General features: G+C 47.6%; 12 protein-coding genes. 10 read left to right on the top strand and 2 right to left on the bottom strand.

Features of this window, described 5'->3' with window-relative positions; genetic code table 11:
• The first annotated feature begins 7 nt into the window (after positions 1-7).
• The 10 genes from ACE3K2_RS18190 to ACE3K2_RS18145 all read left to right on the top strand — a co-directional run bounded on the left by ACE3K2_RS18190 (position 8) and on the right by ACE3K2_RS18145 (position 11,700).
• The gene (locus ACE3K2_RS18190; RefSeq protein ID WP_421893177.1) at positions 8-742 is read left to right on the top strand and encodes a hypothetical protein; all 735 of its coding nucleotides are present in this window, start codon (positions 8-10) and stop codon (positions 740-742) included.
• Positions 742-1,899 carry an acyl-CoA dehydrogenase family protein gene (locus tag ACE3K2_RS18185; protein ID WP_421893174.1) on the top strand — a complete coding sequence of 386 codons (1,158 nt, stop codon included), beginning with the start codon at positions 742-744 and terminating at the stop codon, positions 1,897-1,899. The genes ACE3K2_RS18190 and ACE3K2_RS18185 overlap by 1 nt, the downstream gene beginning before the upstream one ends.
• Positions 1,892-2,845: a hypothetical protein gene (locus ACE3K2_RS18180; protein ID WP_421893171.1), complete on the top strand. Its 954-nt coding sequence runs from the start codon at positions 1,892-1,894 to the stop codon at positions 2,843-2,845. The genes ACE3K2_RS18185 and ACE3K2_RS18180 overlap by 8 nt, the downstream gene beginning before the upstream one ends.
• Before the next feature lie 13 nt (positions 2,846-2,858).
• A complete protein-coding gene (locus ACE3K2_RS18175; RefSeq protein ID WP_421893168.1) occupies positions 2,859-4,244 on the top strand; it encodes an MATE family efflux transporter in 1,386 nt (461 codons plus the stop codon).
• Between the two features lie 33 nt (positions 4,245-4,277).
• Entirely contained in the window at positions 4,278-5,411 is a 1,134-nt protein-coding gene (locus ACE3K2_RS18170; protein WP_421893165.1) for an arginase family protein, read from the top strand.
• Entirely contained in the window at positions 5,408-6,385 is a 978-nt protein-coding gene (locus tag ACE3K2_RS18165; RefSeq protein WP_421893162.1) for a hypothetical protein, read from the top strand. The genes ACE3K2_RS18170 and ACE3K2_RS18165 overlap by 4 nt, the downstream gene beginning before the upstream one ends.
• 24 nt (positions 6,386-6,409) lie before the next feature.
• Positions 6,410-7,711, top strand: a complete 1,302-nt coding sequence (locus tag ACE3K2_RS18160) for a M16 family metallopeptidase (protein ID WP_421893159.1) — start codon at positions 6,410-6,412, stop codon at positions 7,709-7,711.
• Between the two features lie 18 nt (positions 7,712-7,729).
• Complete coding sequence (locus ACE3K2_RS18155; protein ID WP_421893156.1) at positions 7,730-8,947, top strand: M16 family metallopeptidase; 1,218 nt, start codon at positions 7,730-7,732, stop codon at positions 8,945-8,947.
• A 33-nt stretch (positions 8,948-8,980) separates the two neighbouring features.
• Positions 8,981-9,769: a 4'-phosphopantetheinyl transferase family protein gene (locus ACE3K2_RS18150; protein ID WP_421893153.1), complete on the top strand. Its 789-nt coding sequence runs from the start codon at positions 8,981-8,983 to the stop codon at positions 9,767-9,769.
• Positions 9,770-9,888: 119 nt separating this feature from the next.
• The gene (locus ACE3K2_RS18145) at positions 9,889-11,700 is read left to right on the top strand and encodes a S9 family peptidase (RefSeq protein ID WP_421893150.1); all 1,812 of its coding nucleotides are present in this window, start codon (positions 9,889-9,891) and stop codon (positions 11,698-11,700) included.
• 172 nt (positions 11,701-11,872) lie between these two features.
• Here ACE3K2_RS18145 and ACE3K2_RS18140 read toward each other — a convergent pair whose 3' ends face one another.
• Positions 11,873-12,910 (bottom strand): phosphotransferase family protein, encoded by a 1,038-nt coding sequence (locus ACE3K2_RS18140; protein ID WP_421893147.1) that lies wholly within the window; start codon positions 12,908-12,910, stop codon positions 11,873-11,875.
• Positions 12,911-12,931: 21 nt separating this feature from the next.
• The gene (locus ACE3K2_RS18135; RefSeq protein WP_421893145.1) at positions 12,932-13,906 is read right to left on the bottom strand and encodes an SMI1/KNR4 family protein; all 975 of its coding nucleotides are present in this window, start codon (positions 13,904-13,906) and stop codon (positions 12,932-12,934) included.
• Between the last annotated feature and the right edge of the window lie 150 nt (positions 13,907-14,056).

Genomic DNA, 14,056 nt, shown 5'->3' with positions numbered 1-14,056 from the left:
AGTGCATATGTCAGTCTTGAATTCTGATGCGGTAGGCACTGTGCCGATGGGTACAGAGGCGGCAGGTCGTCCAGTTCCGGCTGTAACAGATCTGCTGGAAGCAGCGATGTTGCGTTTGGATACACGTCCCGTCTTGCTTTGCCAAGGAGGGATAATACTGGCGACACCTGAACTCGTGAAAAGTGAGCCATGGATATGTCATGCAGAGACAGGCCGGATCTACGAATGGAAACAGGTACGTGCGGATCGGGTGGAAGATCGGATGTTGGAGCCATCTGGTCTGGTACTCTATCGAATATCGGAACTTGGGAATGAAGATGTGGCATGTGTTGAAAGACAAGATGAAGTAACAGCCGATATAGCTGATCTCCGAAACCGCATGCTTTATTTCCGTACTGAACTGTGCAGCGCGGGGTTGGAGCAAGTGCGTCATCATCTATCCAGTCGCAACTCAGGCGGGCAATCCACTCTTCAGCATCAATTGGTCAAGGGTATGATTGCTGATGTTTTGACTGTACTCTATATGGCGGAGACCATTCAGTCGGATGAATTCGTATTAGAGCAATCAGGCATTTCCGAGGCTCGTACAAGTACATGGGTTCATCAAGAACTGGATGAGGCCTTCCGCCAATTGCAGCGTCTTGGAGGAGGGTTTGGATATTTGCGCCATGCGATCTCGGCCTACGTGTATGTAGGTCAAATGGTCAAAAATATGCTGCTCATTCCGAAGGAGGCCTTCTGATGATTACACGATCCACCATTGCTGTTTTTGAGCAGGAAATGAAACAATATGCCACGGAATTACGTGATATTGGCCTGGTCATTGACCGTGAACCTGAGCGTATAGCTGAGTTTACACATCTGGCATCTCTGCGAGCCATCAATCGCATGATGATCCCGCCGGAATATGGCGGTGAACCGATCGTTACGGTAGGTCAGGAACGATATTATGGTCTTTCCTGTCTGGAAAGAGTTATCGCGATTGAGGAGCTGTCGGCAGGAGATGCCGGTGTATTCCTCGGGAGTCCGGGTCCATCGATGTCCAGTGTAATCATATCAGCCCTGGCTGATTCAAAGCAGAAGGAGAGGTACTATTCCCATTTTCTCAAGGGACCTGCGTGGTCATTCTTCGCACTTACTGAACCGGAAAAAGGCTCGGATGCTACCGGAATTGGCACACGAATTTCGCGGAATGGAGAAGGCAGACTGAACCTTGACGGACAGAAGTTCTATATTGGTAATGGCAGTCGTGCCAGCATCGGACTGGTATTTGCTCAGACCAATCGTACACCTCTCGGCATCCAGATTGCGCTGGTAGACACGTCTGTGCAGGGATTCAGTGCTACACCTCTGGATACGATGGGGGTTAGAGGTGTGCAATTAAGTCACCTCACGTTCGATGGTTTTCCGCTGGCTGAGGAAGATATCATCGGGCGTCATCTCAGTCCAACCAAGCGTGGATTATGGGGTGCGCTTCAGACCTTTCATCGCATGCGGCCTGGTGTCGCTGCACTTGCGCTTGGCGTGGCACGGGCAGCATATGATTATGTGAAGGAGCAGAGGTCTGTTTTCTCGGAGAGGGAGAAGATGGAGCTGGAGCGACTGGAGATGCGCTTGCATTCACTCCGTAACATGATTCGCAGCGCAGCGGCGGAGATTGATGCGGATGTGCAGAAAGGCTATCTCGCTTCCTTGAGTAAAATTCGTGCCGGAGCATTGGCCGAGGAGGCCACGGAACTGGCGCTTGACCTGATGGGACCTGGTTCCATGATTGACCATCCTTTGTTGAATAAATGGTATCGGGATGCGCGTGCCTTCGAATTCATGGAAGGAACGACCTCCATTCAGAAGATCAACGTTTTCCAAGCCTATGCCAATGGAAAAATGAAGCATGCCTGATACGCTGAATAACCCTCGCGCGATGTCCGTCTATGTTAATCATATCTGTTGGGTTACGGCTGAAGATCACTTGTACACCACAGACATGCTCGATGTGGAAGATTACTATTACTTATCTCCACATATATATATGGAAGAGAACTATTATGACAGATTCACTGTGCGAACCCGATCTTTGCGATCCGGTGATCAACAGATAACTGCCGGTGATCTTGCCATGGTTGTCATGGAACCTTTGGCTTCGGGTACAAGTGAGCACTGGGATCTGCTGATTCTTGCCCAGACCTATCCTGAACGTTACGCCATGAATCCACCTTTGGCCCGAATTCTGGAGTCTCCTTCCTGGAAGGTGAATTATCCACTGGCACTTTCCCATATGGGACCACTCGCTGCTACGGAAGGCATGCAGGTTGCGGCATGGACACTAGGGAGAAAGGAACGCGGGATGTTTGTTCTGTCCGAACAACGTGTGATTGAAGAGCACAACTCTCCCAACGATCTGTCCGATATGGCTGTTGCCTTGGAGTTAAACGGTCAGTCCGGTGCTCTTGCCGTGAATTATATAGGAAAGAGAACGGTTGATGATATCGAAGGGAATGCTGTGGCTTCAGAGATGATATCCATTATAGATGAGTTCATGGGTGCTGGTCAGACGGAGAATATTGTTCTTCAATCCCGATTGCGTAGACACATAATCTCTTATTTGAAGCCAGGCATGTCCTTCAGTAAGCCAGTCTACCATATACCTGAGACCATCGATTACCAGAGTGGCGATGTGTGGATACAGCTCGCTGTACAATTACAGAACGGAAACATCAAGGTAGATGATCATGTTCTATTGATATCCTGGGATGGCGAACGGCTGTTATCAGCGTGCTGTGTACACGTAGTACATCTGCCTGTCCTAAGTCGTCTCACACTACATCAGGAAGTGAAGACATCATGAATGGAGGAGGGGATTGAATTTGAAAGGTCTGGATTACACTTCGGGATCGGTTAACCGGCTGTTAATCCGCACTGCAATCCCGATGCTGCTTGCTTCTTTAGTTAACGTAACGACGCAGCTGGTCAATGTTTTTTTTATGGGTCATACCAGTCAGACCGTGTTATATGTGCTATCACTGTATATTCCCATTTCCTTTATCATGATTGCGCTTGTGGAAGCCATGCAATTGTCGGTTCAGGTTGCTGTCTCCCGGAGCAGAGGGGAGGGCTCTCGGGCTTTTACCTCGCTACTGGGACATATGCTTGGCAGCGCAGCTATTTTTTCGATTGTTGCTGGCGGTGTAGTTATGCTCGTGTCACCACTTCTTTCCTGGTTCTATGCTGTTCCTATTGATGTAAGGCCCTTGTTTACCATGTATGTAGCAGGCATGATGGCAGCGGGTGTACCCGCTGTGCTCGCAGCGGTGGGTGGTGCCGCATTGCGTGGGTTGGGCCGGGCTCAAGCGGCAGCGTGGAATTCCGTAGGTACGGCATTGCTCAACATTATGCTGGTGTACTGGTTCGTTTCAGTGGCTGGAATGGAATTGAAGGGAATTGTGTACGCCAATCTTATTTCTTCTACACTCTCTTTACTCATAAGCCTCCTGATACTGATATTACGGAAGGAATTTGTGTATGAACGGATAACATTGGTGTGGAAACATCTCATTGCACTTCAGCAGGTAGGTATTCCCGTATTTATTTCGTATTGTCTTATCTTTTTGAGTACCTTCTTTTTCAACAAAATCGTCAGTCGCTTTGGCGAAGGGGTTGTTGCTGGATTTGGAGTTGGATACCGAATTCAGACGATGGCCATACTGCCCGGAATTGTTATTGGATCGGCTATTGGAATCATGATTAATCATAATCTCAAGGAGGCTCATCGACCACGTGCATATGAAAGCTATCGCAGAGGTCTGATACAGTCATTCATTCTTTATATCGTAATTGCCGTATCCATCTGGGTATGGCGGGAACCGCTGACAGCTTTCCTGATTGCGGACCCCGTATCCCGTGCAGAAGCGGCCCGATATCTGGCAGTGGTTGCCCTTTCCTATCTGACCATGGGACCTATGATGACAACGCTGCTTACCATGGAACAGAGCGGACGCGGCTATCAGGCCCTGCTTATGAATGCTGCGTATTTTCTGCTTATTATTGTTGCAGGCTGGGGGCTGACACGAATCTTTGATCATGTGGGATACTTCTACGGTGTCATTGCTTTTGTTAATGCAGCGAGTTTATTATGCATTTTACCCGTGATCAGGATGTTCAAAAAGGACTATACAGATTCATCCGGGAACAAATCAACTGACGTGGAGGAGCAGGAGGGTCTGGCTGCTCAGAGTTATTCGACCTAGATATAACCCATATCAAATAAAGGAGGTCTCTTTATGCAAGCTCCGGAACCTGCCTACCTGGTACGCCGCATCGGTGATACATTGATTGCAGCCGATGAGATGTTCAGCCAGTTCTATCAGATTGAACCCGCTGCAGAGTTGGAGACACGTCCGGTCCCCCAGCTAGATGGCGTTAACCCTACGGATGTCCCTTTTTTTTCATTTGAACCTCTTGTAGGTCAAGATTCACCGCATCTCTATATGCTGGGTATCCCCTATTCCGGAGGATCAGGTATGGAGGGATCAAAAGTCGCGGGATTTGAGCAATCGCTTCGGGCAGAATCATGGAAAAAGGTAATGTATCCAGCTCTGACGCAATCCCGCACATCAGGACTATATGACATTGGCAGTGGCCAGAGATTACTTGAATCTGTAATGATGCAGGATTTGGGTACTTGCCAAACAGATGATACGGATTTATCCTACGCCCAGGGTCTTAACTCAGCTCTGGTATATACCGAAAGGGAAGAGGCGCTACTGTGCTGCATTGGTGGTGATCATTCCATTACGTATTCCGTTCTGAAATCCATATTGAGTCGATCCAATGCAAGAATCATACTTGTCCAGTTCGATGCCCACCATGATTGTGGGGTGGATGCCATTCATCAGGATGAGATGCATCATGCCAATTTTGTAAGGCATCTACTGAAGGAGGACGGTATCGCCGCAGTTGTGCAGATTGGCCTGCGCGGCCTGCGTTCTGTAGATCAGATGTACAAACATCCCAAATTGGTTCAGATTCCTGCAGAACAGATGACCCCGGAACGAGTAACGACAGCTCTGCTTGAAGTACAGCACAAGTTTCAGGCGGAAGCGGCCTATTTATCGTTTGACCTGGACTGCCTTGATCCTGGAAGTTTCCCTTATGTTGATTTTCCTATCAGTGGAGGCCCCTCATGGTTTAACACTCGAAACTGTGTGATCGCAGCACTGGAATCTTCCTTGCCCTATGTGGGCTTTGATATGGTGGAAGGGCAGGAAGCAGAATTGGAAGAATGCATTCCGGGGCAATATGAGATGGCCCTCCGAATGCTTACGTATATGATGGATGGCATGCACCGAAATTACCTGCGACACGGAAAGGGTGCTCTTAGAGTATCTCAAGCCTTGGAGGGGACACATAGATGACGAACTTTAGATCTTTATATGATATGTACCGTGAACAGGTCAGAGATGAACTTCATAAGGAGCGGAAGGATGGCATTCATTTGGGGTCCTTTTATGCACTAATGAACATTATCAAGGAGATGGCTCCGCTCAAGCCGAAGCAGTCTGCTGAGTCCATCTGGATGGACTATCTCGCATTTCTTCGTACGATTAACGAACACAAGAAAAGCCCCTATTCGTTTATGGAGTGGGATGAGGTAGAGGGGCGGGAACATCTGCAGGCAACATTGCGTGAAGGTGGTGCATTATTAACCTGGCATTATGGTTTTGTGAGGCACAATATGATTACGATCGGACAGGAAATACGTGCAGGTCATATGTCTGCCAAGCTTCCATTCTATCTGATTGCCGAGCAGGAAACAGTGGAACAAGAGAAGAAACTGTCCGGTTGGGAGGCCATCCGCAAGTATGCAGGTGCGGAACTGCTCAATGCAGAGGATGAGATGATTGGCATCAGGTTGTATTCCCATTTGCGAAAAGGTGGATCATTCAGTCTGTTTGTAGATGGACAGACCGGATTCAATACGGATAACCATGCTGTTGAACTGCCTTTTCTAAGTTCGAAAATTCGCACTCGAAGTGGTATTTTTCGTATTTTAGCCAAAACGCAGAAGCCGGTATGTGTGTACTTTATGACCCTCACGGAGGATTTTCGTTCCAAGATCGTTTTCCTGCCACCGGTTGTATTGGATCAGGATATTCAGGCTTCTGCTAATAGGATATATGAGCCATTTCGCGAGCAACTGTTAAGCCAGCCAGCATTGTGGCGTTTCTGGGACAGGCATCACCAGCAGGTCATTCGTTGGCGAGATGATGAAGTAACTATTGGTGCTGAAGCGGACAGTCGGGTGGATTGGATATCCAAGCCACTTGATGGTTTTGGACAGCTTGGTCTGAACACGGACAGTGGAGCAATCTATAATATCGGTTCGTAGATTGAGGTGAGAGGAGGAGTGGGGATGCAATCTTTTACAACTGAGCGGCGGAACAATCTGTCGGTGCATATGCTGCCAACACAACAATATGCCAATCATTACGTACAGATCAATCTGATCAATACACAGCAAACCATACCCTCTGCAATATTTGTCATGATAGTCCGTTTGTTAATGAACAGCTGTCGTCGCTTTCCATCGAACAGGCTGCTTCAGCAACAGTTATGGTCTCTGTATGGTGCAGAACTGACCTGTCGTTTTGATTACAAAGGCGATACTCAGATTGCATCGATCACGATGCGCATACCTCATATAACAGATGATAAGTTAATAACCGGAACACAGATTGAAGCCATACATAGCGCTTTGCAGTTGCTCGCAGGCTTGTTGTATGACCCAGCGGTTGATGATCATGGCATGTTCGAAGAGATGCAAGTACAGGAGGAAATGGCTTGGACCGAACATCATATTGCGCATGATGGAACGGATTGGGACAAGGTAGTCCAAAGCCGTTGTCTGGAATGGATGGGATATGAAGGGCAGAACCGTCAATTTGCTCTGGAAGAACTGCAGCATTCTGTAGGATCTTATGAGCTGTATCAGCACTATCAGACTTTAATTCATAATCCGATCCATATTCATGTTCTTGGTGATATTCATCCCGGACGAATTAAGGACCTGATTTGGGAACAATTTGGATGTGTAAACACACCATATCCGAGAGAGGAAGAAGTGGAGGAACGACAAGGTGATCCTGGAGAGCAGCGTGAGGCTGGAGCCATGATGATGGAACTGTTGGAAATTCACCAGTGCAAAATCAATGTTACTTATCGTACAGGTATTCGATATGGCTCTGCTTGGTATCCGGCTTTGTTTGTATTCCATACCTTATTTGGAGCGACACCCGCATCCCGGTTGCAGGTTGGATTACGTGAACGTTCCCCGTTGGTATATCAGGTTACCACCACACTGGATGATTTTCGGGAAACCCTTCACATTACAACGGGCACCAGTAGTGCTAACGTGACGGATGTCCTCGAAGGCATCGATACGGAATGGAAGAGAATCTGTGACGGAGATGTATCCGAGAGAGAGTTATATACCGCTGTGCAGAATGTGATGCATTATGTTCAGGTCGGATTCGATCTGCCACATCAGGTCATTACAAATCATATGGATCAGATGTTGAGCGGAAGTCAGATGACTACTGCACAATTCCTTGAAGAGATAGCGAGAGTGACTCCTGAAGAAGTAGCTTTCGTTGCTACCAGGTTGAGGAAAGAGGTCACATGGATTTTGTACCCTGAGAGTGAATATTCCGCATAGTTACAGGAGGTGAATATCATGAATAGTACAACAGAGCATTCCTATGTCTGCAAGCGTTTATCCAACGGCCTGAACGTGATTATACTGCCACAACCCCAGTATAATCACACGTTTGTATCCTGTTCTGTGCCCTATGGGTCCATTCACGATATTACGCTTGCGGGTACGGCACATTTTCTCGAACACATGATGTTTTACAATCCCGATGGTCAGTCGGTCAAATCACTTCTTCATGCCGAAGGGGCTTCAACGTCGGCGCTGACGCGTTATGATGTAACGACGTATCAACTTGCTTGTACAGGCAATCTAAGGAGCAGCCTCCAACTTTTTATGCATATGATTGCAACTCCCTACTTCACGAAAAAAAACATTGAACATGAGCGGGCGGCGATTCATCAGGAACTGGAGATGTACAAGGATCAACCCTCCTGGCTTGCACTCCAGCAATTGTTACAGATGATGTATGGTAACGACCACCCAATCATTCTGGATGTAGCAGGCACACCAGAGAGTATTGCCGATATTACCGTAGAGTGGCTGAATAATGCCTATACAAGTCATTATACGGCTTCTCGAATGTCTGTCGCTGTAGTGGGTCCTGTTGAACCAACGGAGATATTCGAATGGTTGGAGAACTATTCAATGACTCAAGCCAAGATCATGTCCCCTGATCCATTCATTCAGCCGTTGCAGGAACAGGACGAGACGTATAAGGAAATGAATGGTGGATCGTCAATACCTCTTGTCCGGTTTGGCTTTAAGGAAGAAAGGCCGGTTACGCAATTGGAGACTCAGGTTGCAACCATGATTGGTATCGAAGCCCTTCTAGGAGAGACTTCAACATTCTACACAGAGAGTATGAAGGCAGGTTTGCTGGGGAAGGGGAGTCATTGGGATCACTATTACAGGCAGGAATTTGCTTTCTCCAATGTCTGTGGGTATTCCGCTGATCCCGTTCAATTACACCAACGAGTGAAAGAAGAATGTAGTCGCATTCAGGACCGTATGCTCTCTTCCGAAGATATACACTATGCGCGGATGAAGTGGATCGGTAATCATTATGCAAATATGGATTCATTGAGAAAACGTTGCATGCATATGTCTGAATATGGCGTTATCGGGCTGGATTATATGCAAATGGGTGAATGTGCTATGAAACTGACAGTTGAGGAGATCGAAATCCACCTTAAACGTATAGCGAAACCGGGTGATCTAAGGATGTCCGTTGTTCGTTGAGCAAGAAAGGATAGGGAGAGGAGTGAGCAGTTTGTGGAATCTTCAATCTTGAAAAGTAAGGACTTCACATCCGTCACAGGATGGAAGGAATCCCCTACGGTTCAGTTTGCGGCAAATGAAGTACATATCTGGACACAGCCTCTTCCAAACAAGGGAGAGGATTTTTTGTCAAGGTTGGATATAGACACCTGCATACTGAGCCAGGATGAACGTGAACGTGTACAGAGAAAACAGAAACAATCCATGCATGATGCTCAGAAGCTGGTTATGTCGCGTACATTTCTCAGAGAAGTACTGGCCATGTACACGGGTCAATCAGCGTCAGATATTCATATTGAATATGGGACTTCAGGCAAACCCTATGTTCAGAGCGGACCACAGTTTAACCTTTCTCATACGGAAGGCTGTTGTGTACTGGCTTTAGCAGCTCATACAGAGCTGGGAATTGATCTTGAGCATGTACGTCCGTTGCTGCGGATGAGTGCAGTGATCAGGCGATTTATGACAGAAGAGGAGCAGTGTTATGTACTGGATCACCAGGAGGAAGAACAGGTAACGATCCGGCGTGTTTGGCAAGTTCTTACACACAAAGAGGCCTGGATTAAGGCATGTGGTCAATCTTTGTGCGGACAGTGGCGAAATCTGAATACGAGGGGAGAAGGGGGAGACGGGTATCCCGTTGTGGAACGGGAAGGGCAATATTATCATTTGCAGTCTTTGAACGTAGGTCCGAATTATTCCGCCACTCTATGCACTACGGGGAAGACAAGACCACTAATACGGTGGTTGAAAGTTGCTGATGATAAACGAAGCCAAGGTTAAATTAGAAAGTATAACTAACATATCTATTGTCTAAACATTGGCATTACCTATAATATAGACAAATGGTACCTTAATTTACCAATGTTAAATTCGTTGGTTCAATTCCAAGGAGGTTTGTCATGATTCAGTTCCCTAAACCGGATGTTGAACAATATTTTCAGACGTACCGCATTTCACATTTTGCCGTATCGGCAGACGAGAAACGTTTGTTCATGGACAGCAATCTGAATGGTCAGCCGAATATTTGGGCGATGGATTTGCCTGGAGGATACCCGTATCCTTTAACGTACCTGAATCAGAGCAGTCAATTTATCAAAGCAGACCCGCAAGGACGTCATCTGCTTACCGCGTTTGATCGGGATGGAGATGAGAACTACCATCTGTATGCACTTCCACCCGAGGGTGGTGTTCCACTGCCTGTGGTTCCAGCCGATCCGAATGATCGTTGTTATTTCTCTGAGTTGTCCGAAGATGGACAGCGCCTCTATTATGTCACCAGCGCGGGCAATCCGAACTATCTGAATTCACGCCGCATCGATCTGGATACAGGGGAAGATGAACTGTTATATAGTGGAGAAGAGGTTACGAGCAGCCTGGTTGCTGTAAGTCCTGACGAGAAAAGTTATGTCATTCTCAAAATGTACTCCAATACGTATCAGACGGCACATCTGTATCGTAACGATGAAGAAATGGTAATTCTGCCGGCCTCAGAACGTCATAGTCAGGTATCTGATCTGATTTTTGCAGATGATAATCGCCTTCTGTTCATTACCAATGATGACTCGGCATATTCCTATGTGGCTGAGTATCGCATCGATACCCGTGAATTCCGTCTATTGTGCCATATCGCAGGGGAAGATGTAGAGTTTATCCGCTGGCATAAGGCTTCCGAGACCTTATATTTCTGGACCCTTACAGGGCCCGAGAATCGTATGTACGTATTGGGCAAAAATGCCGATGAACCTCGGCGCGTAGAGATGCCGCTGGATACGATAGAGCAAGTCAACGTTACGAAGGCTGGTAATGTGTATGTCCTCGGACGTGGGGCGATCCAACCGCATAACATTTATCGCCAAATCGCAGGTACTGAGTCATGGGAGCCGCTGACCGCCAATCGGGTAACAGGACTTGACCCAAGTGATCTCGTGTACCCTGACGTTATTCGGTATAACTCCTACGATGGACTGGAGATCGAAGCTCTCTTGTTCAAAGCAAAGCCGGAGCAGGCCAATGGTTACACCGTATTTTGGCCTCATGGTGGACCGCAAGCATCGGAAGCGAAGTTTTTCCGGCCGATGTTTCAGATGATGCTTGCTCAGGGATATCATATCTTTGCACCGAACTTCCGTGGCAGTACCGGATATGGTGCGGAATTCGTCAAATTGGTGGAGCGAGATTGGGGAGAAGGGCCAAGGCTGGACTGTGTTGCCGGGATCCACTGGCTGTTTGATCAGGGAATCACCTCACCAGAGCGGTTGTTCGTGGTAGGTGGAAGTTATGGTGGATATATGACCCTGTTATTGGCAGGGCGCCATCCGGAGCTGTTCCGGGCTGCGGTCGATATTTTTGGACCAAGCAATCTGTTCACATTCCTGGAATCCGTCCCGGAAGACTGGAAGCCAATGATGGACAAGTGGCTTGGTGACCCGGTCCGTGACCGTGAACGCTTAACGAAGGATTCACCGATTACGTATCTCGATCAGATGGTTAACCCGATGCTGGTCATTCAGGGTGCCAATGATCCAAGGGTCGTGAAGGCCGAATCCGATCAGATCGTGGCTGCGCTCCAGTCGAAGGGACTTGATGTGGAATACATCGTTCTCGATGATGAGGGCCATGGCTTCTCCAGAAAGACAAATGAGATTCTCGTATATCGCCGGATGTTGGAGTTTTTGCAGAAACATCAGGAGTCACCCGTCGCACAGGCTTAAGTTGAGCGGGGGTTCATCGTTGATCGAAATATATCGTGGTATTACGAAAACCGCCAGAGATCATTCTTGATCTTTGGCGGTTATATTCGTGCGTCCAGATGTTGGGCGGCATATATGGAGTGATACATACGTTAGTTTGGAAGGCTGCTATCCTTGAGCAATCTGTCCCAATCTACTTATCCAGCAATGCGAGAATTGAATCGATGGACTGCTGAGCCCACTGTGCAAAAGGCAGGTCGGCTGCCCACGTCACTTGTCCTGTCGCTTTGGCTTCGCCCCACCACAAGATACGTTGATAGAGCAGATGTATGCTGAGACGTGTACGGAAGTGTTGGCATTTCTCCTCATCTGCTGCACAGATCAGATCCCGGTAGCAGCGAAGGAACTGTGTAGCCAGCTCTGGTTGACCCTCACGAACATACCTGGTGGATATTTTGGTTAGGTCGGCTGTGCCGTCTCCGAAATAGGCGGTTGTAAAATCGAACAGGCCACTAATCTGCCAACCTGAAGAACGGTCGTCCACATTTTGAATCAGTATATTCTCGACTTTGAAGTCTCCCATGACAAAACCCGGAACAGCTTTGGAACGAAAGGCAGGTTCAGCATTCTTGAATTGCTCGTCCACCCACTGGACATCTTCATCCGTAATCACCGAGTACTGTTCGGCATCATGTAGCCAGTGGCGAATGGTTCCGTACAACCAGTCCAGGTAATCTCCTGCAAAGGAAACAATCTGCTGCGCTACAGGATCATATTCCCCGGCATCAGGCACCTTCCAACGGTGCAGCTCAGCCAAAGTATGGGCAAGCATACAGGCAATCTCTTCCTGATCCTGCTGTGACAGTGAAGCCTGGAATGCCGGATCATACAGGTGATTTCCGGGCAGGCGCGGCATGATGGCATAACTCCAGCCTAGAAGTTCGGTATCTTCCTGTAATAAATAGGGGTTAGGGACAGGAATGGACGTATGTTTCGCCAGTTGTTCTACAAAGAACTTTTCTTCCTGTAACTGTCCTGTATATAAAGGATTGCCTTTCAGAATATACTCTCCACGGGAAGTTCGAATGAGCAAGGTCTGCCCCATAACCCCTTTATCCGTTCGTTGATAGTCTTCAAGGGTTCCCAGTTCAAGTTCATTCAGCGCGTCCTGCAATGAAATGGCAGCCACTTCGCCAAGTTGATTGGAACCAAAATAGATACGGGTTGTCATATGGCCGGACCCTCCTGAAGTTTAGTCCTCATTCTCTTCGTCAGACAGGTCATACCAATCCTCATCGACCAATCCACGGATGAAAGCTTCAAAATTCGGCGCAAGATATGTAATCTCATAATCATTTTCCTGATCCACATGAACGACACAGGGTTCGCCTTCAGGACCACAGAAGCGATAATCCAACATAACGACATCATGGCCAGCGGATGGACAATCACAGATCACAATCCCCAGGTCAGGGTATCCCCAATCTTCGATCATGAACCGACTTCCAAACTCTCCTCCAAGGGAATACATCTTGTCCCGGCCGATCCCCAAAATACTTGAAATCTCAATATGGTCCACAGCCCAGGAGGTTGCTTCTTCGGTTGGGAACACCGTTCGTGTAGGGATTCCACCATTTTGGGTATGCATAAGCTGAATATAGGAGGCAGGGAGCTTGTAACCAAATTCGTGTTCAAGCGATACAATCATGTCTTCGTCAAAGGGAGCCGACACATGGTTGTCCCGTGCATAATCACTCTGCTTCCAGAATGTCGCTGGGTCGTACGTTCCTGATGCAGCACGAAGATGGTTCAACGTGCCACGCTGCTCCCATTCTCTCACTTGTTCTTCATGGCGTTGTTGATCCCGCCGCATCTTCTCGGCGAAAGGTCGAATCTGACTTAGAAATTCAAGGGTTGATTCATCATGTGGCTGAAGTTCGTCAGCTCTCTCAAACGCCAATAGTGCTTGTTCATAGTTGGCGATATAACAGTACGCGTACCCTAAGCGATATTGCCAGAGCGGGTCGTTTACCCCTTGCTCCTTGACAGACAACAGTTGTTGGATGGCTTCGCGGTAACGTGCGTCATTGTTGTAGGCTCTGGCGAGTTGACCAATCAGATCATAATCCCGCTCTGAGACGGGGATACGTTCAATACGTTCAATAATGAGTCTGAATTGGTCCTGCTCATGCCACAAGTTGATTTGTTCCAGCAGTTCTCTTTCCATGAATAGACCTCACTTCGTTAGAAGGGATGTGAATCTCTTTCAAACTATTTTACAAGGTTAAGAGACAAAAAAACACTCCCGCATGCAGATAGCCATGAAGGCATTCTATCAAAGGGAGTGCTTTAATATGTGCTTATTTATATCGAAATA

Source organism: Paenibacillus sp., from assembly GCF_048976745.1.
GTDB lineage: Bacteria > Bacillota > Bacilli > Paenibacillales > Paenibacillaceae > Paenibacillus.
Note: the sequence above shows the minus strand (reverse complement) of the source record. Positions and strands in the feature narration are given on the sequence as shown.